Raw genomic sequence first — 18,227 nt, 5'->3', positions numbered from 1 at the left:
GCCCCGCCCGCCGGCGGCATAAGGGAGAGCCGTGTGAGTCACGTGCCCACAGACGAAACCGCCCGCCCGGAAGTGCCGGCCGTGACCGGCTGGCCGGACTTTCTGGTGATCGGTGCACCAAAATCCGGCACGACCTCGCTCTATCACTACCTGCGCCAGCACCCGGACATCTTCCTGTCGCCGACGCGCAAGGAAGGCCGCTTCTTCTCCGACATCTGGAAGGGAGAGGTCTACTGGCCCGACTTCTATCATTTCGACGCGCCCGCCTCGGCCGCTGATTACCAGGCGCTGTTTGCCGAGCGCCGCAATGAGGCCCGTGCCGGCGATGTCTCGCCCGATTACCTGTCCTATGCCGATATCGCCGCGCCGCAGGCACTGGAGCTGTGCGGACCGCAAACCCGGATCATCGCCATCCTGCGCAACCCGGTCGACCGGGCCTGGTCGCACTATCTGCAGAATGTCCGCCGCGATGCCGAATTCCTCTCCTTTGCCAGGACGCTGGAGCTCGAGGCCGAACGCAAGGCCGCCCATTGGGGTTTTCAGTGGCTCTACACCGATACCGGCCGCTATGCCGGCAAGCTGGCACCCTGGCTCGACCGGTTCGATCACACACTGGTCCTGCTCCAGAACGAACTCGACCAGGACGCGGCCGGCACGATGCGGCGCATCTTCGACTTCCTCGAGATTGATCCCGACGCACCGGTCTCGCTGCAACAACGCTTCAACACCGGCGGCATTCCGGCCGCAAAGCTGCCCATTCTGGAAGGTGCCTATGATCACCGCAGCGACGAAAGCTTCGAGGCGCTGCACGCCGAACTGGTCGCGCCAGTGACCGGCGTCTCCTCGGCCTCGACCGCCGATGGCGTCTATCCGCCACCCGGCACGGCACCGGTGCAGGTACCGCCGATGGACGCCGCCACCCGTGCCATGCTGGACGCCCGTTTCGCGCCGGAGATTGAGGTGCTGGAAGCCCTGCTCGGCCGTTCGCTCGATATCTGGAGGCCGGCATGAAGCTGCATGAACTCTGCCGCGGCGTCCTCGTCACCGGCGTCGGCGCGCCTCCCGGACTAGGCACAGTCCGTTCGCTCAAGGGCGCTGACGGCGCATTGAACATCGTCGCCGCCGATCTCAATCCCCTCGCCGCCGGCCTGTTTGAACCCGGCGTTGCAGCCAGGCTGCTACCCGCCGCCAGCGATAGCGAGGCCTATCGCGCTGCCGTGCGGGAAATCTGCGCCACGCACGGGCTCGACATTGTCATCCCCGGCTCGGAAGCCGAAGCCGCTGCCCTCGCCCCCGTCGCGCGCGAATGGGCGAAAGACGGCCTGCGTGTGCCGGTACCGGACCCGGATGTGTTGCGCTTCGGGATCGACAAGGGCCTGCTGCTGACGCGCATCGCCGAGGCCGGCCTGCCCGTGCCGCAAACCCTGCAACCCGACAGCGCCGCCGATCTGGAGCGCTGGGATGGCGGCTTTCCCTGCGTACTCAAGCCGCGCTGCTCGCGCGGCGCGCGCGGTGTCAGCTACCCCGCTGACATGTCGACGCTGAAGCGCGACTGGCCCGAGACCGTCGCCGCGCACGGGCCCAGCCTGGTGCAGCAGCTCATTCCTGGCGGGCCGGAGACGATCTACACCATCGGCACGTTATGGAATTGCGGCGAGCTGATCGTCTCGACCCTGCACCGCAAACTGCAGACCAATCCCCCCAGCGGCGGCGCCGCCATTGCCGGCGAGACGGTGGTCGACCCCGGCCTGACCGAGGCGGGCCTCGCCATCCTGCGCGCCACCGGCCCCTGGCACGGCCTTGCAGCGGTGGAACTCAAACGGCCATCTCCGGACGCCCCGGCCTATCTGCTGGAGATCAATCCGCGCATGTGGGGCTTTGGCTATCTGATGACGCTGGCGGGGCTGAATGTCCCGGCCCTGCTGGTGCGGATGCTGGCCGGTCCGGAGCATCTTGCCGGCCATATCCCGTCAACCTTTCCGCCCTATTCTCCCAAACGAATGCTGCGATCCTGGCAGGACATTGAAATTCCGCTCGATGGGGAAGGTGACACATGAAACGGACCGTCGCCGTCATCCAGGCCCGGATGGGCTCACGCCGCCTGCCCGGCAAAATTCTCGAACCGCTGCACGATGATGTCTCGCTGCTGGCCTATCAATGCCGCCGCCTGCGCCATACCGAGGGCGTCGACGAGCTGGTGATCGCCACCACAACGGCGCGCCGCGACGATGTCATCGCCGAGCTGGCGCAGCGCGAGGGCCTTCGTGTCTGTCGCGGTTCCGAGCACGATGTGCTCGGCCGCTTCGTGCTTGCTGCGGATATGAGCCTGGCCGACACCCTGGTGCGCATCACTTCCGACAGCCCGTTTCGCGATCCCGGCGTCATCGCCCGCTGTGTCGCCGAACACCGCGCCCATGGCGCCGAATATACAAGGCCGCAAGCGGGGCATTTGCCCAAGGGGCTGCGCGCGGAGATCGTCGAGACGCGCGTCCTGCGCCAGATCGACAGCGACCGCGCGACAACGGATCGCGAGCGCGAGCATGTCACGATCCGCATTCGCGAAAACCCGGATGCCTATCGCTGTCTTGCGGTCGGCTTTGCCGACAACCTGCACCATCCGGAATTCGACCTTTCGGTCGATACCGCCGACGAGCTGGAATTTGTCCGCATGATCCATTCCAGCCTCCAGGCTCGCGCCTGGCCCGCCGATATCGACCATATCTGTGCCCTGCTGACGGAAACGGCGTTGGCGCAGCCGCAACAACAAGGACTCGCATCATGAGCGCCGCCATCACCCTGATCGCCGAGATCGGCTCCAATCATGGCGGCAGCCTTGATGAGGCCAAACGCTATATCGAGGCCAGCGCGAAGGCCGGCGCCGATATCGCCAAATTCCAGTCGCTGACCCGCGAAGGCCTGATCGCCCGCAAGGCGAGGGATGCCGCGACCGGGCAATGGATCGACAATCCGCGCTATGCTGCCTTCACCAATCAGGGCCTGCCCGATCACTGGTTGCCCGAGCTCAAGGCCTGCTGCGACGATAACGGCATCGAATTCATGTCGACGCCGTTCGATCTGGACGCCGTCGACAAGCTCGAGGCCACCGGCGTCAAACGCTACAAGATCGCCTCGGGCGACCTCACCTTCACGCCGCTGCTCAAAAAGGTCGCCGCCACCAGCAAGGCCGTCATCATGTCGACCGGGGCGAGCTATCTGGAAGAAGTGGCGACCGCCATCGAAACCCTGCAGGAGGCCGGCTGCGCCGATCTGACCGTGCTGCAATGCACGGCGAGCTATCCGCCCAGCTGGGAAGACCTCAATCTCAATGCCATCACCACGCTGAAGCAGACCTTCGGCCTGCCGGTCGGCCTGTCGGATCATTCACCGGGCCATGTCGCCCCGATCGCGGCAGCGGCGCTAGGTGCGACGGTGATCGAGAAACACGTCACCTTCGACCGCGCCACACTGGGCCCGGACCATCCGTTTGCGATGGAGATGGAAGAGTTTGCCGGCCTGGCCCGCGATCTGGCGGCGCTGGCAACAGCGCTCGGCGATGGCGAAAAGCGTCCGGCGGCGAGCGAGATCAATCGCCGCAATAATCTGCGCCGCGGCGTCTATGATCCGGACACGGGACTGCCGACCGAGGCCGCCAACGGCGTCTGGCTGCGTCCTCAATACAAATAGCAAAATCAGGCGGTACGGATCTTGTCGATCTGCCGGGCCGAGACGCCATCAACCATCGTGCGGTTGATCATCGGGTGATCCTCGTCCTGGGGTCCGAAATCGCTGTCGGGGTGATAGGCGATCACCCGCATCTCGCTGTCGAAGGTGCGGAATTTGTGATTGCCCTCGAACGGGATGCGGAACATCACGCCCGGCTCGAGCGGGATGATGCCTTCCGGCGTTTCGCATTCGCCGCGGCCCGAGAAGACAACGCCGATCCGGTCTGACGGATGCGTGTGCGGCGTCTGGTCAATGCCGGGCGGGAAATAGAGCAGGTTGAGACAGGCATCGCCCATCCGCACCGGCGGGATCAGCAGGCTGTCGGTGCAGCCATCGATATATTTCAGCCGTCCCTTGTCCTCGACCGGACCGCCGAGCATGAAAAAGCCCTGGGCGCGGTCGCGGGCGATGACAATGCCGCGGCCGCCGGAAATCTTCACCTGGTCATTGACCGAGAAATACATGCCCGGCTTCAGGGTGAAGCGGCCGGAGTCGCACTCGATCACGGTCTCGCCGTCCTGGACGAAGCCGAAAAAGGCCGTTTCCGGCTGCAGCAGATCAAGCGGTTCACCATCCCAGGCATGCAGCGTCGTCGGGAAGTTGGGATCGCAATCGGCGATCTTGCCGGTCTTCCAGTCGAAGCTGTAGAAATTGCGGGTTGGCGTAAGCTCGATCGGCATGGAACGCACTCCTGATTGCATAGCCTGCCCATGCGGCGGGGATTCGCTTTATGGATGGTTAATGCCACATCGAAACCACCGCTTTTCGCGGAGCTGAAACGCGCCCCTACCCTCGGCTGCGCAATCGCGCTAAGTCGGTGGCATGCGTTTTCAAGGTACAGACAGTTACGTCGCTGACAGCGAATTGAGCGCCGCGGTTAACGCCGCGATCGCTCTGGAGCGTCCGCTTCTCGTCAAGGGCGAGCCGGGCACGGGAAAAACCGAACTGGCGCGCCAGGTCGCGGATGCCTTGGGCATGCCGCTGCTGGAATGGCACATCAAGTCGACCACCAAGGCCCGCCAGGGCCTGTATGAGTATGATGCGGTCGGGCGCCTGCGCGATAGCCAGCTCGGCGATGAGCGCGTCCACGACATCTCCAACTATATCCGCAAGGGCAAGCTGTGGGAGGCCTTCACGGCCGAGAAACGCTCGGTCCTGCTGATCGACGAGATCGACAAGGCCGATATCGAATTCCCCAACGATCTCCTTCAGGAGCTCGACCGGATGGAATTCCACGTCTACGAGACCGGCGAGACCATCAAGGCCGCCGAGCGTCCCGTCGTCATCATCACCTCGAACAATGAGAAGGAATTGCCCGACGCTTTCCTGCGCCGCTGTTTCTTCCACTTCATCGCCTTCCCCGACGAAGAGATGATGCGCGCCATTGTCGAGGTCCATTTCCCGGGTCTGAAAAGCCGGCTGCTGGCTGAAGCGCTGAAGATGTTCTACGAGATCCGCTCGGTCCCCGGCGTCAAGAAAAAGCCCTCGACCTCGGAATTGCTCGACTGGCTCAAACTCCTCCTGATCGAGGATATCGACCCGGCCGTGCTGAGCGAACAGGACCCGCGCAAGCTGATCCCGCCACTGCACGGCGCCCTGCTGAAGAATGAGCAGGACGTGATGCTGTTCGAGAAACTGGCCTTCATGGCCCGGCGCGGGCCGGCCGGTGGCCCGGGGCGCGGGCCTGGCGGCGGACCGGGCGCGGCGTAAGAGGAGAAGGTCATGGAATGGGCGTGCCAGATCGATTGGCAAGCTTGGGCTACCTTTGCGAACGCCGTAGCAATCGGCGTCGGAATTCTAATCGCTCGGCAAGCTGTGTCGCGGATTTGGATTGAGCGTTCAGCTATTCGAAAATCGGAAGTGGCCGAGGAGGCCTTGTCGAATCTCTACGAAGCGCAAGATGTCTTCGAGTTTCTACGCAACCCATTTTCTCGCTCGGCCGTCGAGGATTTGAAGGAGCCCATTCAGCTACGGGCGGCAAAAACTGTCTACTCTCGCTTGGACGCCCAACGCGATTTCTTTGACAAGGCGCGAACCACTGCACCTAAGGTGCGCGCACTATTCGGGGCTGCGGCACACGATCATTATGAGACAATTTTTGTGCTCAGGAATAAAATCGCAAATGCCGCTCAGAACTATGTAGATTTCGCGGGCGACCCGCCTGATGATGAAATACGTGAAATCATGAAAGACATTCGGCGTACACTTTATGCTCGCGAGAAAGATGACCCCATAAGCGGCGATATCAACGACGCCATCCAAGCCGCAGAGAAAATATTCCTCCCAATTCTCCGTCCCGGTACAGGCGGCCGCGCGAACGATTCCACCCAAACTGAACCTAGGTGATCTTCCACTCTGTGAGATACGCTTCCTGAAACTCATACCGTGCGGAGTCGTCCATGACTGAATCCCACCCCGCCCTCGACCCGATGACGCTGCACCCGATGCCGGCGGCGCCGTCGATGGCCTATCTCAAACCGCTGCTCGCCGATCACCCCAAGATCCAAGCCGGCGATTACAGCTATATCCATTCCTTTGGCGATCCGGCGCGTTTTGCCGAACAGGTGAAATACGCCTTTGATTTCATCGATGACCGTCTGGTGATCGGCAAATTCTGCTCGATCGCCGCCGATGCCAGCTTTGTCCTCAATGGCGGCAATCATTTCGCCGACCGGCTCTCGAGCTATCCCTTCCCGATCTTCGGCTGCTGGGGCGAACCCGATCCGGGACCCTGGCCCGACAAGGGCGGCATCACCATCGGCCACGACGTCTGGATCGGCTGGGACGCGACCATCATGCCCGGCGTCACCATTGGCCATGGCGCCATCATCGCCGCCAAGGCGGTCGTCACCAGCGACGTCGCGCCCTACACGATTGTCGGCGGCAATCCGGCCCGGCCCATCAAGCACCGCCTGCCCGAAGCCGATATCGAACGCATGCTGGAGCTGGCCTGGTGGGACTGGCCGGTCGAGCGCATCGCGGCGGCGTCAGACGCGCTGATGCAGGCGGATGTCGAAGCCCTCAGCCGGCTGCGCCCACCGCCGGCATAGGCTGCCGCCAGGAACTTCGCCTCACCAAACACCGCCGTCCCGGCCAGCCCTCACGGCACCCGAGCCGGGAACGGCGGCTACGACGGCTGCTGCGCTGTGACCGATTCCGGTCAACTGCGGAAAAATCGGAAAGTGTTTCTGTTTCTGATTGTATCGATGTCCGGAATGTGGAATTTTTGCCATCATGACACTCATCGTCCGCAAGGCGGCCGAAATACGCGAATGGATCCAGGGGAGATCGGGATGAAGACGACGATACGGAATATGATGCTGGGCGTTGCGGTGTTCGCACTGGCCGGCTGCGGCAACCCGGCCGATACCAGCCGCGACCTGTCGGCGGCCGACACCGATTACCAGAGCGTGCTGCTGGAACAGCTGATCGACGCCCAGCCCGGCGATGTGATCGAGATTCCCGCCGGCATCTACAGCTTCACCCGCTCGCTCAGCCTCAATGTCGATGGCGTCACCATTCGCGGTGCCGGCATGGACGAGACGATCCTGAGCTTCCAGAACCAGATCGCCGGCGCTGAAGGCCTGATCGTCACCGCCAATGATTTCACCCTGGAAAACCTCGCCATCGAAGACACGATCGGTGACGGTCTGAAAGTGAATGGCGGCGAGAACATCATCATCCGCGGCGTCCGCGTCGAATGGACCAATGGCTACGCCACCGAAAATGGCGCCTATGGCATCTATCCGGTGCAGACCACCAATGTCCTGGTCGAGGACACGGTCTCGATCGGCGCTTCCGACGCCGGCATCTATGTCGGCCAGTCGCGCAATGTGATCGTGCGCAACAGCCGCGCCGAATACAATGTCGCCGGCATCGAGATCGAGAACTGCATCGGCGCCGATGTCTATGGCAATACGGCGACCAACAATACCGGCGGCATTCTCGTCTTCAACATGCCCAACCTGCCGCAGCCGGGTTATCATACCCGCGTCTACGACAATGACGTCTTCGGCAATAATACCGAGAATTTCGGCCATGCCGGCACCCCGGTCGCCAGCGTTCCGGCCGGCTCGGGCATCGTCATCAATTCCAACGACCAGGTCGAGATTTTCAATAATCGCCTGGCCGACAACAACACCGCCAACATCATCATCTCCAGCCTGCATTCGACCGGCTATTCCTCCTACTCGGTGCAGGAGAATTTCGATCCCTATCCCGAGGCGATCTGGATTCACGACAACACCTATTCCGGCGGCGGCACCGATCCGGACGGGCTCGACCTGACGGCGCTGAAAGTCACCATGTTCGGTCTCAATGGCGCCCTGCCCGACGTGCTGTTTGATGGCTATATCGATGACGGCAAATTCGTCGATGGCGCCATGCCGGCCGAATTGCGCATCTGCAACAGCGATCCGGTCGACGTGCTCAATGCCGACGGCCCGAATGGCTATGCCTCACCGCGCGTCGACACGGCGGCCTTCAGCTGTGCCCTCGAGCCGCTGGGCGGCGTTGAACTCGCCTTCGCCAACTAGGAGAATGATCATGGGTGGGTTGCGTGGATCCCTGCTGCTGATTGCGATCGCCCTGGCGGCCTGTTCGCCGGACGCACCGACCCCGCAATACCACGCCAATGACGATCCCCGGCTGCTCTCCGAATGGGGACAGCTGGGCATCGCCGGCGGCGAGCTTCGCCTCGCAGACGGCGTTGTTCCCTATGATCTCAATACGCCGCTCTTCACCGATTACGCCCTCAAGCTCCGCTCGATCTGGATGCCGGCCGGGCTGCAGGCCGGCTATCGCGAAGGCGACACGCTCGACTTCCCGGTCGGCACCGTCATCACCAAGACCTTCTATTATCCGCTGGCGGACACGCCCGGCATGGTCGCCGCCGGGGACGGGCACAGCCTGACCAATGCCGATGGCAGCCTCGACCTGTCGCGCGTGCAATTGATCGAGACGCGTATCCTGGTCCACCGCGAGAACGGCTGGGCCGCCATCCCCTACCGCTGGAATGAAGACCAGACCGAGGCCGTGCTGCATCGCTATGGCGATATCGTGCCACTGCAGATGATCAGTGCCGATGGTGGTCAGATCGATTTCACCTATGTCATGCCGGACGCCAACCAGTGCGCCAGCTGTCACGCTCCGGATTCCAATACCCGCGCCATCGCGCCGATCGGCCCGAAACCGCGCCATCTCAATCGGGATTTCGACTATCCGGACGGCACACGCAACCAGCTCGAATATCTGACCGAGATCGGTTACCTGAACGGCACACCGGCGTCAGCGCAAGCGCCCCGCAACGCCGACTGGGAGGACGTTACCGCCCCTCTGGAAGCGCGCGCCCGCGCCTATCTCGACGCCAATTGCTCGCATTGCCACAGCCCGGTCGGACCGGCCGACACTTCGGGTCTGGATCTGGAACCCAACGTCCCGCACGGACCGGCAGCCGGCTTCTGCAAGCCGCCGGTCGCCGCCGGTGCCGGCACGGGAGATCGCCCGTTCGATATTTTCCCGGGCCGGCCTGACGATTCGATCCTGCTCTTCCGTCTCGACAATATTCATCCCGACCAGATGATGCCGGAAATCGGCCGCTCGACCATCCACGCCGAAGGCGTCGCCCTGATCCGCGAATGGATCGAGAGCCTGCCAGGCGATTGTGGCTAGCCCGGACGCGGGTTCAGTCAGTCTGTGGGGCGAGGTAGGGAGCGAGATAGCGCTGCAACGCCATCAGCGCCTCTGTGAAATAGGCCTCGCCCTCCTCCGGATTGTCCCGTGCCTCGAAGATCAGGATTTCGGCGGAACAATAGATTTCGACGGCCATGCGCGCGACAATCTCCGGATTGCCGCCATGAAAGCCGTCGAGCCCCCCGCGCCACCGAGTCGCGAGCACACCGGCAAGACGCAGATTCCAAGCTTGCCGGACCGCACGCAATTCATGCGTCATCAGCGTGAGACGGAAAACGGCACCGTAGGACGGGTTATTGGCGACCAGTTCGCGCAATCCGAAGATCATGCTGGAGAGGCTCGCCTCCCAGTCCTGCTCTTCGGGATCTTCCAGGATTCTTGAGACGATCCTGTCGGTCTCGATCTTGAACTCTTCCAGAATTGTACGGTGGATCGAATAGATATTCGGGAAATAGCGATAGACCGAACTGACCGGCACGCTGGCCTCGGCGGCGACAGTGGTGGTGGTGATGGAATCAATTTCATCGCGTTCCAGCAGACGCTTGGTCGCCGCGACGATCTGCGCGATCCGGGCCTGCGAGCGCTTTTGCTGCGGGGCCGCTCGCCGCTCCAGGTCGACCATCTCTGTAGGGGCACGCTCGTTCACGGTCAGCCTCGTTGATTTCATTTTGCAAAATCGCACATCACGGCGCACAGGCAAGTGTGACCAATTTACGTCAGGCGACCACCAACGCACCTGCCAGCCAGCTGGACGCTTGCATACCTGAAAAAAATTCTGTTTCGCTTATACGGCAAGCAAGCCCAATATTCCATGCGGCAAGACGGTCGGCGGCGCACAAATCGGGATGCTCGGACCGGAACGGGCCACAGGCCCAGGGGGAGAAAATGAATTTCAAGACACCGACACGCCGGCCTGGCCTGCGCTTCGCGCTGGCGACAACAGTTGCCTGCATCCTGGCAGCACCCGCCATGGCCCAGGACGTCATCACCGTCACGGCGCAGCAACGCGCCCAGTCCTCGCAGGATGTGCCGATTTCGCTCCAGGTGCTCGACAGTGAGTTCATCGATTCGGTTGCGGCCGATGACATGGGCGATCTCGACGCTTTCGTTCCCGGCCTCGACGTCTCCAATGGCAGCCCGACCCAGCCGCGCTATTCGATCCGCGGCATCACCACGAGCGATTTCGGCGTCGGCACTGATCCCGCGGTCGGCATCTATGTTGACGGCATCTATGCCGCCCGCTCCGGTGCCTCCCTGCTCGCCTTCAATGATATCGAGCGCATCGAAGTGCTGAAGGGACCGCAAGGCACGCTGTTCGGACGCAATTCCGCCGCCGGGGCGGTCTCGATCGTCACCCGCGCGCCCAGCGATGAACTCGAGGGCCGGTTGGCGCTGCGACTGGGCAGTCATAACCGCGTCCGCACCGAGGGCATGATCAATATCCCGATCACCGACAACCTGGCGGTCCGGGCCAACTTCCTGAGCAACAAGGCCGATGGCTGGCTCACCGATGCCGTCACGGGCGAGGACTACCGGCGCGAAAACGGCTCGGCCGACCGGATCACGGTGCGCTGGAATGCGACCCCGTCGACCGAGATCCTGCTTCGCCACAGCCGCGACAATATCAGCCAGGATGCGCGTCCGGCGATCGGCATTGTCGACCTGCCCGCCTATCCGGCCACGCCCGCCCTGCCGGTTGATTCCAGCACCTATCTCGACCCGTTCAACGCACCGATCCGCAATGATGTCGCCATCAATCGCGAGTCGCGCGACCTGGCTGAAACGACCCTGACCATCCATCAGGACATCGGCGCCGTGACCCTGACCTCGCTGACCTCTTATCGTGAATTTTCGACGATGAATCGCGAGGACGAGGACGGCACGAAACGGATCGACACCTATTTCGACACCAGCAATGTCGAGGAAAATGAGGCTTTCTACCAAGAGTTCCGCCTCGCCGGCACGTCCGGCCCGGTCGATTGGCTGATCGGTGCAAGCTATTATGACGAGACCGCCGACCAAGTCTCCGAGACCCACACCTATACCGATACGGTCAATACCGTACTCGGCAATCTCGGTGCCGGCACGCCCTTCACCGATCTGGAATATGGCCTGCTGGTGCCGTTCGGCCTGTCCTACACCATGCTCGGCCATTCCTGGTCGGAGAATATGTATAATCACGGCGAATTCACCGCCAGCGCCATCTATGCCGACATGATCTGGTCGGTGACGGACCGGATGAATCTCTCGGTCGGCCTGCGCTATACCGAAGACGAGAAGAGCTTCCAGTGGATCAATGGTAGCCGCCAGGCCGACAGTCTCGACCAGACCCTGGCCGCGCTGGACGGTGCCGGCATTCTCGGCCTCGCCGGTGCCTCGCCGGCCGACTTCCAGTTCGACTTCGTGTTCGACCTCGCGCCGCTTGCCGGTGTCGCCTGTGACAATGGGGTCAATGTCGCGGAGAATGTCGCCTGCATCCAGCAGGACAGCTGGAGCAATCTGAGCCCGCGCGTCGTGCTCGATTATCAGCTGACCGACAATATCATGGTCTATGGCTCGTTCAGCGAGGGCTACAAGGCCGGCGGCTTCAACTCGGTCGAGGTCGGCTCGCGCTTCGAGAACGAAACGGTCACGAACTGGGAATTCGGCTTCAAGTCCGACTTCATCAATCCCGACCTGATCTTCAACATGTCGGTCTTCTCCTACCTGTATGAAGGCAAGCAGTCTGTGCGCCTGGTTGTGCCAACCGGCGGCGGCATTCCGCAATACCTGGTCCAGACCTCCGATGATGAAGCCATCGGCGTCGATCTCGAACTCGACTGGAGCGCGTCCGAAGCGCTGCGGCTCTACGGCAATGCGCAATGGCTCGACTCCACGCACAAGCGCCGGGTCGACAGCAATGGCGCCGATCTGGCCGGTGAGCCCACGGGCGAGCCCTACTGGAATCTCGCCGTCGGTGCGGAATATGTGATCGACTGGGGCGACCATGGCGATCTCACCCTGCAGGCCAATCACGCCTATCGCGGCGAAACCCGCTGCAACAGCCAGTCGGTGCTGCAGGGCACCTGCGGCGGCTATGCCGCCTTCGACACCGGCGAGGCACGCAATCGCACCGATCTGCGCCTGCGTTGGGCGGCACCAAACGGCAATCTGACGGTCAGCGCCTTTGCCAACAATGTGTTCGACAGCCAGTATGTCGAGGGCGTCAACAACATCACCGCCGACACGCTCGGCACGCCGTTCGCGACCATTTCGACACCACGCGTCCTGGGGGTGGAGATCGGCTACGATTTCTAGAGCCGGTCTTCCGGGTAGCAGGACGGCCCCGCCTTCAGGCGGGGCCGTTTTGCGTTGGACAGATGGCCGCCTTTTCCTGCGGCGGGAAGACCGCTAGGTTGCGGCCATGCTCCATCATTTCTTCACCCAGCTGCGCGCCGCCAAGATCCCCGTCACGACGCGGGAATATCTGACGCTCCTCGAAGCCCTCGACAAGGGCGCGATCGATCCGGATATCGGCCATTTCTACGCCGTCAGCCGCGCCGCACTGGTCAAGGACGAGAAGGCCTTCGACAAGTTCGACCAGGTCTTCGCCCACGTCTTCAAGGGCGTCGAGACCCTCGGCGATCTGTTCGGCGAAAACGAGATCCCCGACGACTGGCTCAAGGCCATGATGCAGAAACTGCTCACCGAGGAAGAGATGGCGGCCATGGAGGCTCTGCCCTTCGAGGAATTGATGGAGACGCTGAAGAAGCGGCTTGAGGAGCAGGAAAAACGCCATGAGGGCGGCTCGAAATGGATCGGCACCGGCGGCACCTCGCCCTTCGGCCATGGCGGCTATAATCCGGCCGGCGTACGCATTGGCGGGCCGGGCAAGCATAATCGCGCCGCCAAGGTGTGGGAACAGCGCCGCTACAAGGATCTCGATGGCGACCGCGAACTGGGCACCCGCAATCTGAAGGTCGCGCTGCGCCGCCTGCGCAAATTCGCCCGTGACGGCGCCCAGGAGGAACTCGACCTCGACAATACGATCAATGCCACAGCGCGCCAGGGCTGGCTTGATGTCGTGATGCGGCCGGAACGGCGCAATGCGATCAAGGTGCTGGCCCTGTTCGATGTCGGCGGCTCGATGGACCCTTACGTGAAGCTTTGCGAGGAATTGTTCTCGGCCTCACGCTCGACCTTCAAGAACCTGGAATATTTCTACTTCCACAATTGCCCCTATGAGGGCGTCTGGCGTTCCAACCTCCGCCGCCGCGCCGAGACCGTGCCGACGCTGGATCTGATCCACAAATACCCGCACGACTGGAAAGTGATCATCGTCGGTGATGCCGCCATGGCGCCCTATGAGATCACCCATGCCGGCGGCTCGGTGGAAGGTTGGAATGACGAGGCCGGCGCCGTCTGGATCAAGCGGCTGGTCGAGACCTGGCCCAACCTGATCTGGCTTAACCCGCAGCCCGAGGAATGGTGGGAATATTCCCACTCGACCAAGCTGGTTCAGGATCTGATCGGCGCCCAGCGCATGTTCCCGCTGACACTGGAAGGTGTCGACGAGGCGATCAGGGAGTTGGCCCGCTAATCAGCGCCGCCCGTGACACACCCGTCCCATGCGCAGCCATTGCGTCACCGCCCAGGCGGCGGCCTCGTGGCGCAGACGCGTCAGCGCCTCGTGCGGGTCGAGCCAGACCAGTTCGTGATCGTCCTCGATCTTGCCATCAGTCATCGCGTCCAGCGTACACAGGAAAAAGCCGCACCGATTGCGCCGGCGCTCGCCGGTGCGGGTGATGGTGAATTGCTCGGCCCGCGTCACCAGTGCACCGGGGCGCACCGTCCAGCCGGTCTCCTCGCAGAACTCACGTGCCAGCGCCTGACCCTCGCTCTCGCCGGGATCAATCATCCCGCCGGGCAGATCCCAATTGACATAGGTCTCGCGCGCAATGCGAACAACGGCGATGCGAGCCCGTTCGTCGAGCGCGATACCGAAGGCGCAGGGGCGTGCAATATAGGGCGCGCCGGCCTCGCACAGGCCGAATTGCGGCACCGCTTCAAAAGTTTGTGTCAGCTCCACGCCCTAACCGATCGGGTTGACGCGGCCATCATCGACATCGAGCCCGAGCTCCTGGTCGATGCGGGCGACCCAGCCGCGCACATTGAGGAATTCATCGAGATCGAAACCGCCCTCATCCGCCAGTCGTGTGTAGGCAACCAGCGCGATATCGGCGAGCGTCATCGAGTCGCCAACGATAAAGTCACGCGACAATAACCGCATTTCCATCACCCCCAGCGCCCGGCGCCCCTTGGCCATCAGCGCCGGATCGATCGAATCCTCCGGCAGTTTCAGGAATGCCTTCTGGAAGCGGCGCACCGCAATCGCCGGCTCGTGGCTGTATTGTTCCCAGAACATCCATTCGAGCATTTTCGCCTTGTCGAAACTGTCGACGGGTATCAGCGGCGAACCACCGGCAAGATGGAAAATGATCGCGTTCGACTGCGCCAGCAGCCGGCCGTCTTCTCGCTCCAGGCACGGCACCTGGCCGGCGGGGTTGATCGCGAGGAAATCATCGGTCCGGGTCTCGCCTTTCACGACATCGATTTCGTGCCATTCATAGGGAATATCGAGATAGTCCGCAGTCCATTTCACCTTCAGGCAATTGCCGCTGCGGCGATCGCCATAAATCCTGACCGGCTGCGTCATACAGACTCTCCCTTGTTGCGCTACCACCATAGCGCGGCTGACCGGCAGGTCGAACAGACAATGCGGCCCGCCGTGCCGGGTGTGACAGCTCGCCTCTTGGGGGATGCCGCAGCGACGCTTATAAGCGGGTCAGGACTGCAACAGGTTGACCCGATATGACGACAGTGATCGCTGCCACACGCACCGCCCCGGAGGCGTGCACCAGCATGGCCCAGGTCCGCGAGGGCGTTGACGCGATTGACCGCGAACTGGTGACGCTGATCGCCGAACGGGCGCGGTATATGGAAGCGGCCGCGCGCATCAAGCCGTCGCGCGATGTCGTGCATGATGACTGGCGCATCGAGGATGTGATCACCAAGGTGACGACCGAAGCCAAGCGCCTCGGTCTCAGCACGGCGATTGCCGAGCCGGTCTGGCGCGAACTGGTCCGTCAGTCGATTGCCTATGAATTCGAGGTCTGGGACCGCACGCGCGAGGACTGACAGCGGATTAGCCGGCGTCGAAACGACGCCGCGTTTCGGCAAAGGCCAGGGCCACGGCTTCGGCGGCCGTCGGCCAGCCGCTTTGCGGTGCCGTCTCCGCCGCCTCGCAGGCCTCGCCCAGCGCAAAGGCACCGACGCCGCGTGCCGCGCCCTTGAGCGTGTGCAGGGCCGAGATCCAGGTCTGGCGATCCGGTGCCGCGGCAATCAGGCCGATACAGCGCTCGGCCTGCTCGCACATCAGCGCCAGCAATTCCGCCTTCAAGGCAGCATCACCGCCGGTATAGCGGGCCAGATGGGCGGCATCGAACACAGGCGCCGCAGTGTGGGCAGGGGCAGATCTCATCGCCGCACGCTCGCATGCACGTCCTTAACAACCCGCTTAACGCCTTGGCCAGGCGCCACGGTTTCTGCGGCCAGGGTAAACACGAGCTTGCCGCTGGTGGCGATGACAGGGCCGGGCCGGAGCAGCGCTGAGATCAACCTCTTGCTTTGTCCCAATTCTCGCGTATGTTCCGCCGCCTCCAACCCCGGCGCGCCTATAGCTCAGTTGGTAGAGCAGCTGACTCTTAATCAGCGGGTCCTAGGTTCGAATCCTAGTGGGCGCACCAATCTTTCGATCTCACGGCAGTCCGCGTAGCGGACGCCTCCGAAGGGGCGGCCTGACCGGCCGGCGCGCGGTCGCGCTTGCGAACCCGTCGGGTGCGAAATGGCGCTTCTATGGCGCCCCGATTTTTCTTACTGCAGAACTCACCCGGGCCCGGACGGGCGTTTCGGCGCGGTGCCGGTCGCCTGCTGTACGTTGACCGGCGACAGAAAAGCGCCCGGACTGGATCAGTCCGGGCGCCGTGTTCTGCAGATTGCTTCCGATGACAGGCGGATCAGCCCGCCTTGCGAACCTCATTGAGGAAGGTCTCGACCGTCTTGTTGAGCCGGTCGGCACGCTCCGAAACCGCGCGAACCGATTTGAGCACTTCCTGGGAAGCCTCGCCGGTCTGCATGGCCGAACGCGACACCGCATCGACATTGTCAGAGACATTGCGCGCACTGGTGGCGGCGTGGGCGACCGAGCCGGAGATTTCGCGGGTCGATGCGCTTTGCTCTTCGGAAGCCGCCGCAATCGCTGCCGAGGCGCGGCTGATTTCCGCGACGGCTTTTGTGACATCGCCAATCGAGGTTGAAGAGGACGCCGCAGCCTCCTGGATCGCTTCGATCTGGCCGCGGATATCGCCGGTGGCCCTGGCCGTCTGGGCGGCGAGAGATTTCACTTCCGACGCCACAACGGCAAAGCCCTTGCCGGCTTCACCCGCGCGCGCCGCCTCGATGGTCGCGTTCAGCGCCAGCAGATTGGTCTGTTCGGAAATATCATTGATCAGCTGGACGACATTGCCGATCTGCTGCGCCGCCGAGCCGAGATTTTCGACGACCGACTGAACCGCCTTGGAGCGCTCATCGGCCTGGGCTGCCATTGTCGATGAATTCTGGATCTGCTGCGTCACTTCCTGGATCGAGGCCGACAATTCCTCCGACGCGGCCGCAACGGATTCGACATTGCTCGACGCTTCAGCGGCCGACTTGGCCATCATGCCGCTCTTGGACGACCCTTCGATGGCGGCGGTGGAGAGCTGTTCGGAGATGGCCGACATCGAGGAACAGGCCTCGGTGACCTCGCCCAGCAGCGTCATGACTTCGGCATCGAAAGCCTGTGCCAGATTGTTGATCTGGGTCGCACGGCGTTCCTGGGCCGCCGAGGCGGAGCGTTGCTCCTGTTCAAGCTCTTCGGCCTTGAGGCCGCTTTCGCGGAAGCGTTTCAGGCTCTCGACCACGGCGCCGAGCTCGTCAGTGCGTTCCAGCGCGACAATATCAAGGGTGAAATCGCCATTGGCGAGGGTCTCGGTCGCTTCGGCGATCGAGCGCACGGAATGGGAGATCCGCGTCCCGAAGAAGGCCGCGACGGAAATCAGGCCGGCTGCGACCAGAACGGTGAGGCCGATAAAGACCATGATCGCGGTGCGGGCGGCGGCATCGGCCGCTTCGGCATCGGCGCGTGACAGACTGGCCGCCGTATCGGCAAGCTGGGTGAGGTCGCCGCTCAGATCGGTGAACACCGCGTCGAAGGGCTCGAGAAAGGCAACCGAGCTGGCAAAATCGAGCTCCAGCATCTGACCGACGAAATCGAGGGCGTCCCGGTAAAGGGCCAATTGTTCGGTCAGGCGGTCAATCGTCTCGCCGCGACCGGTTTGGTCCGCGAAGGGACGCAGGGTCTCGACCTGTGCCGAAAGGCCGTTGATATTCTCGGCGACCGGCTCGAAAGCCGCCATGACATCGACACCCTGGCCGGCAGCCTGGGCGGTGATGATCTGAAAGACGTCGGCATTGATGGTTTCCAGCGTCGTCTGCATGCGCGTCAGCTCAACGCCGACCTCCATGCCTTCAATCACACGGGCCTGGCTGGCTGATGCCTGCATCAGGGACCATGTTCCCAGACCGGCCACAGCGGCAAGCGCCAGGATGGCTGCAACAGGCGCCACGGCGAATGACCGCGCGATCGTGAGGTTGAACAGTTTTGATCCCTTGGCCATCGGGCCCTCCTGCCGGTCAGTCCGCAAATGCGAATCGCCTTGTTTGAACGATCCGCT

18 protein-coding genes and 1 tRNA gene are annotated in these 18,227 nt (G+C 62.8%); 13 read left to right on the top strand and 6 right to left on the bottom strand.

The features are described 5' to 3' along the window. Positions 1-33 precede the first annotated feature (33 nt). The 4 genes from ACN0YL_RS09925 to ACN0YL_RS09910 are packed head-to-tail and all read left to right on the top strand — an operon-like array spanning position 34 to position 3,684. Positions 34-1,011 carry a sulfotransferase family protein gene (locus ACN0YL_RS09925; RefSeq protein WP_417497869.1) on the top strand — a complete coding sequence of 326 codons (978 nt, stop codon included), beginning with the start codon at positions 34-36 and terminating at the stop codon, positions 1,009-1,011. Continuing rightward, a complete protein-coding gene (locus ACN0YL_RS09920; RefSeq protein WP_417497868.1) occupies positions 1,008-2,057 on the top strand; it encodes a hypothetical protein in 1,050 nt (349 codons plus the stop codon). The genes ACN0YL_RS09925 and ACN0YL_RS09920 overlap by 4 nt, the downstream gene beginning before the upstream one ends. Continuing rightward, complete coding sequence (locus ACN0YL_RS09915) at positions 2,054-2,782, top strand: cytidylyltransferase domain-containing protein (protein ID WP_417497867.1); 729 nt, start codon at positions 2,054-2,056, stop codon at positions 2,780-2,782. The genes ACN0YL_RS09920 and ACN0YL_RS09915 overlap by 4 nt, the downstream gene beginning before the upstream one ends. Next, complete coding sequence (locus ACN0YL_RS09910) at positions 2,779-3,684, top strand: N-acetylneuraminate synthase family protein (RefSeq protein ID WP_417497866.1); 906 nt, start codon at positions 2,779-2,781, stop codon at positions 3,682-3,684. The genes ACN0YL_RS09915 and ACN0YL_RS09910 overlap by 4 nt, the downstream gene beginning before the upstream one ends. Positions 3,685-3,689: 5 nt before the next feature. On the opposite strand, the gene ACN0YL_RS09905 is transcribed toward ACN0YL_RS09910, so the two are convergent. Then, on the bottom strand, positions 3,690-4,403 hold the full coding sequence (locus ACN0YL_RS09905) for a cupin domain-containing protein (protein WP_417491294.1): 714 nt from the start codon (positions 4,401-4,403) through the stop codon (positions 3,690-3,692). Between the two features lie 142 nt (positions 4,404-4,545). On the opposite strand from ACN0YL_RS09905, the gene ACN0YL_RS09900 reads away from it, so the two are divergent. The 5 genes from ACN0YL_RS09900 (at position 4,546) to ACN0YL_RS09880 (ending at position 9,393) form a co-directional block, all read left to right on the top strand. Further along, positions 4,546-5,433 (top strand): AAA family ATPase, encoded by an 888-nt coding sequence (locus ACN0YL_RS09900; RefSeq protein ID WP_417469992.1) that lies wholly within the window; start codon positions 4,546-4,548, stop codon positions 5,431-5,433. A gap of 12 nt (positions 5,434-5,445) precedes the next feature. Then, positions 5,446-6,069 carry a hypothetical protein gene (locus tag ACN0YL_RS09895; protein WP_417497865.1) on the top strand — a complete coding sequence of 208 codons (624 nt, stop codon included), beginning with the start codon at positions 5,446-5,448 and terminating at the stop codon, positions 6,067-6,069. A gap of 53 nt (positions 6,070-6,122) precedes the next feature. Next, positions 6,123-6,773, top strand: coding sequence for a CatB-related O-acetyltransferase (locus ACN0YL_RS09890; RefSeq protein WP_417497864.1), 651 nt, complete (start codon positions 6,123-6,125; stop codon positions 6,771-6,773). Between the two features lie 243 nt (positions 6,774-7,016). Then, positions 7,017-8,258 carry a parallel beta-helix domain-containing protein gene (locus ACN0YL_RS09885; RefSeq protein ID WP_417491292.1) on the top strand — a complete coding sequence of 414 codons (1,242 nt, stop codon included), beginning with the start codon at positions 7,017-7,019 and terminating at the stop codon, positions 8,256-8,258. Positions 8,259-8,268: 10 nt separating this feature from the next. Then, positions 8,269-9,393, top strand: a complete 1,125-nt coding sequence (locus ACN0YL_RS09880) for an SO2930 family diheme c-type cytochrome (RefSeq protein ID WP_417497863.1) — start codon at positions 8,269-8,271, stop codon at positions 9,391-9,393. Positions 9,394-9,406: 13 nt separating this feature from the next. On the opposite strand, the gene ACN0YL_RS09875 is transcribed toward ACN0YL_RS09880, so the two are convergent. Next, the gene (locus ACN0YL_RS09875) at positions 9,407-10,081 is read right to left on the bottom strand and encodes a TetR/AcrR family transcriptional regulator (protein ID WP_417497862.1); all 675 of its coding nucleotides are present in this window, start codon (positions 10,079-10,081) and stop codon (positions 9,407-9,409) included. Positions 10,082-10,299: 218 nt separating this feature from the next. Between ACN0YL_RS09875 and ACN0YL_RS09870 the strand changes: the two genes are divergently transcribed. Next, positions 10,300-12,711 (top strand): TonB-dependent receptor, encoded by a 2,412-nt coding sequence (locus ACN0YL_RS09870; RefSeq protein ID WP_417497861.1) that lies wholly within the window; start codon positions 10,300-10,302, stop codon positions 12,709-12,711. A 106-nt stretch (positions 12,712-12,817) separates the two neighbouring features. Continuing rightward, positions 12,818-13,993 (top strand): vWA domain-containing protein, encoded by a 1,176-nt coding sequence (locus tag ACN0YL_RS09865; protein ID WP_417497860.1) that lies wholly within the window; start codon positions 12,818-12,820, stop codon positions 13,991-13,993. On the opposite strand, the gene ACN0YL_RS09860 is transcribed toward ACN0YL_RS09865, so the two are convergent. Both ACN0YL_RS09860 and ACN0YL_RS09855 read right to left on the bottom strand, forming a co-directional pair. Continuing rightward, on the bottom strand, positions 13,994-14,482 hold the full coding sequence (locus ACN0YL_RS09860) for an NUDIX domain-containing protein (protein WP_417497859.1): 489 nt from the start codon (positions 14,480-14,482) through the stop codon (positions 13,994-13,996). A gap of 3 nt (positions 14,483-14,485) precedes the next feature. After that, positions 14,486-15,109 (bottom strand): glutathione S-transferase family protein, encoded by a 624-nt coding sequence (locus ACN0YL_RS09855; protein WP_417491286.1) that lies wholly within the window; start codon positions 15,107-15,109, stop codon positions 14,486-14,488. A 155-nt stretch (positions 15,110-15,264) separates the two neighbouring features. Between ACN0YL_RS09855 and ACN0YL_RS09850 the strand changes: the two genes are divergently transcribed. After that, positions 15,265-15,591: a chorismate mutase gene (locus ACN0YL_RS09850; protein WP_417469976.1), complete on the top strand. Its 327-nt coding sequence runs from the start codon at positions 15,265-15,267 to the stop codon at positions 15,589-15,591. 7 nt (positions 15,592-15,598) lie between these two features. On the opposite strand, the gene ACN0YL_RS09845 is transcribed toward ACN0YL_RS09850, so the two are convergent. Continuing rightward, positions 15,599-15,934, bottom strand: a complete 336-nt coding sequence (locus ACN0YL_RS09845) for an Hpt domain-containing protein (RefSeq protein ID WP_417491285.1) — start codon at positions 15,932-15,934, stop codon at positions 15,599-15,601. Between the two features lie 189 nt (positions 15,935-16,123). Between ACN0YL_RS09845 and ACN0YL_RS09840 the strand changes: the two genes are divergently transcribed. After that, positions 16,124-16,199: transfer RNA gene (locus ACN0YL_RS09840), tRNA-Lys, on the top strand. 270 nt (positions 16,200-16,469) lie between these two features. Here ACN0YL_RS09840 and ACN0YL_RS09835 read toward each other — a convergent pair. Continuing rightward, on the bottom strand, positions 16,470-18,170 hold the full coding sequence (locus ACN0YL_RS09835; RefSeq protein WP_417497858.1) for a methyl-accepting chemotaxis protein: 1,701 nt from the start codon (positions 18,168-18,170) through the stop codon (positions 16,470-16,472). Positions 18,171-18,227: the final 57 nt, after the last annotated feature.

This window comes from Maricaulis sp. (assembly GCF_048269565.1).
GTDB lineage: Bacteria > Pseudomonadota > Alphaproteobacteria > Caulobacterales > Maricaulaceae > Maricaulis.
This window is presented reverse-complemented; position numbering and strand designations above follow the sequence as displayed.

Bases quoted from the DNA above. Each gene is read 5' to 3' on its own strand.
- ACN0YL_RS09880 (WP_417497863.1), top strand. From the start codon at position 8,269: ATGGGTGGGTTGCGTGGATCCCTGCTGCTGATTGCGATCGCCCTGGCG.
- ACN0YL_RS09845 (WP_417491285.1), bottom strand. From the start codon at position 15,934: ATGAGATCTGCCCCTGCCCACACTGCGGCGCCTGTGTTCGATGCCGCC.
- ACN0YL_RS09865 (WP_417497860.1), top strand. From the start codon at position 12,818: ATGCTCCATCATTTCTTCACCCAGCTGCGCGCCGCCAAGATCCCCGTC.
- ACN0YL_RS09900 (WP_417469992.1), top strand. From the start codon at position 4,546: ATGCGTTTTCAAGGTACAGACAGTTACGTCGCTGACAGCGAATTGAGC.
- ACN0YL_RS09890 (WP_417497864.1), top strand. From the start codon at position 6,123: ATGACTGAATCCCACCCCGCCCTCGACCCGATGACGCTGCACCCGATG.
- ACN0YL_RS09885 (WP_417491292.1), top strand. From the start codon at position 7,017: ATGAAGACGACGATACGGAATATGATGCTGGGCGTTGCGGTGTTCGCA.
- ACN0YL_RS09870 (WP_417497861.1), top strand. From the start codon at position 10,300: ATGAATTTCAAGACACCGACACGCCGGCCTGGCCTGCGCTTCGCGCTG.
- ACN0YL_RS09855 (WP_417491286.1), bottom strand. From the start codon at position 15,109: ATGACGCAGCCGGTCAGGATTTATGGCGATCGCCGCAGCGGCAATTGC.
- ACN0YL_RS09895 (WP_417497865.1), top strand. From the start codon at position 5,446: ATGGAATGGGCGTGCCAGATCGATTGGCAAGCTTGGGCTACCTTTGCG.
- ACN0YL_RS09905 (WP_417491294.1), bottom strand. From the start codon at position 4,403: ATGCCGATCGAGCTTACGCCAACCCGCAATTTCTACAGCTTCGACTGG.
- ACN0YL_RS09835 (WP_417497858.1), bottom strand. From the start codon at position 18,170: ATGGCCAAGGGATCAAAACTGTTCAACCTCACGATCGCGCGGTCATTC.
- ACN0YL_RS09910 (WP_417497866.1), top strand. From the start codon at position 2,779: ATGAGCGCCGCCATCACCCTGATCGCCGAGATCGGCTCCAATCATGGC.
- ACN0YL_RS09875 (WP_417497862.1), bottom strand. From the start codon at position 10,081: ATGAAATCAACGAGGCTGACCGTGAACGAGCGTGCCCCTACAGAGATG.
- ACN0YL_RS09850 (WP_417469976.1), top strand. From the start codon at position 15,265: ATGACGACAGTGATCGCTGCCACACGCACCGCCCCGGAGGCGTGCACC.
- ACN0YL_RS09920 (WP_417497868.1), top strand. From the start codon at position 1,008: ATGAAGCTGCATGAACTCTGCCGCGGCGTCCTCGTCACCGGCGTCGGC.
- ACN0YL_RS09915 (WP_417497867.1), top strand. From the start codon at position 2,054: ATGAAACGGACCGTCGCCGTCATCCAGGCCCGGATGGGCTCACGCCGC.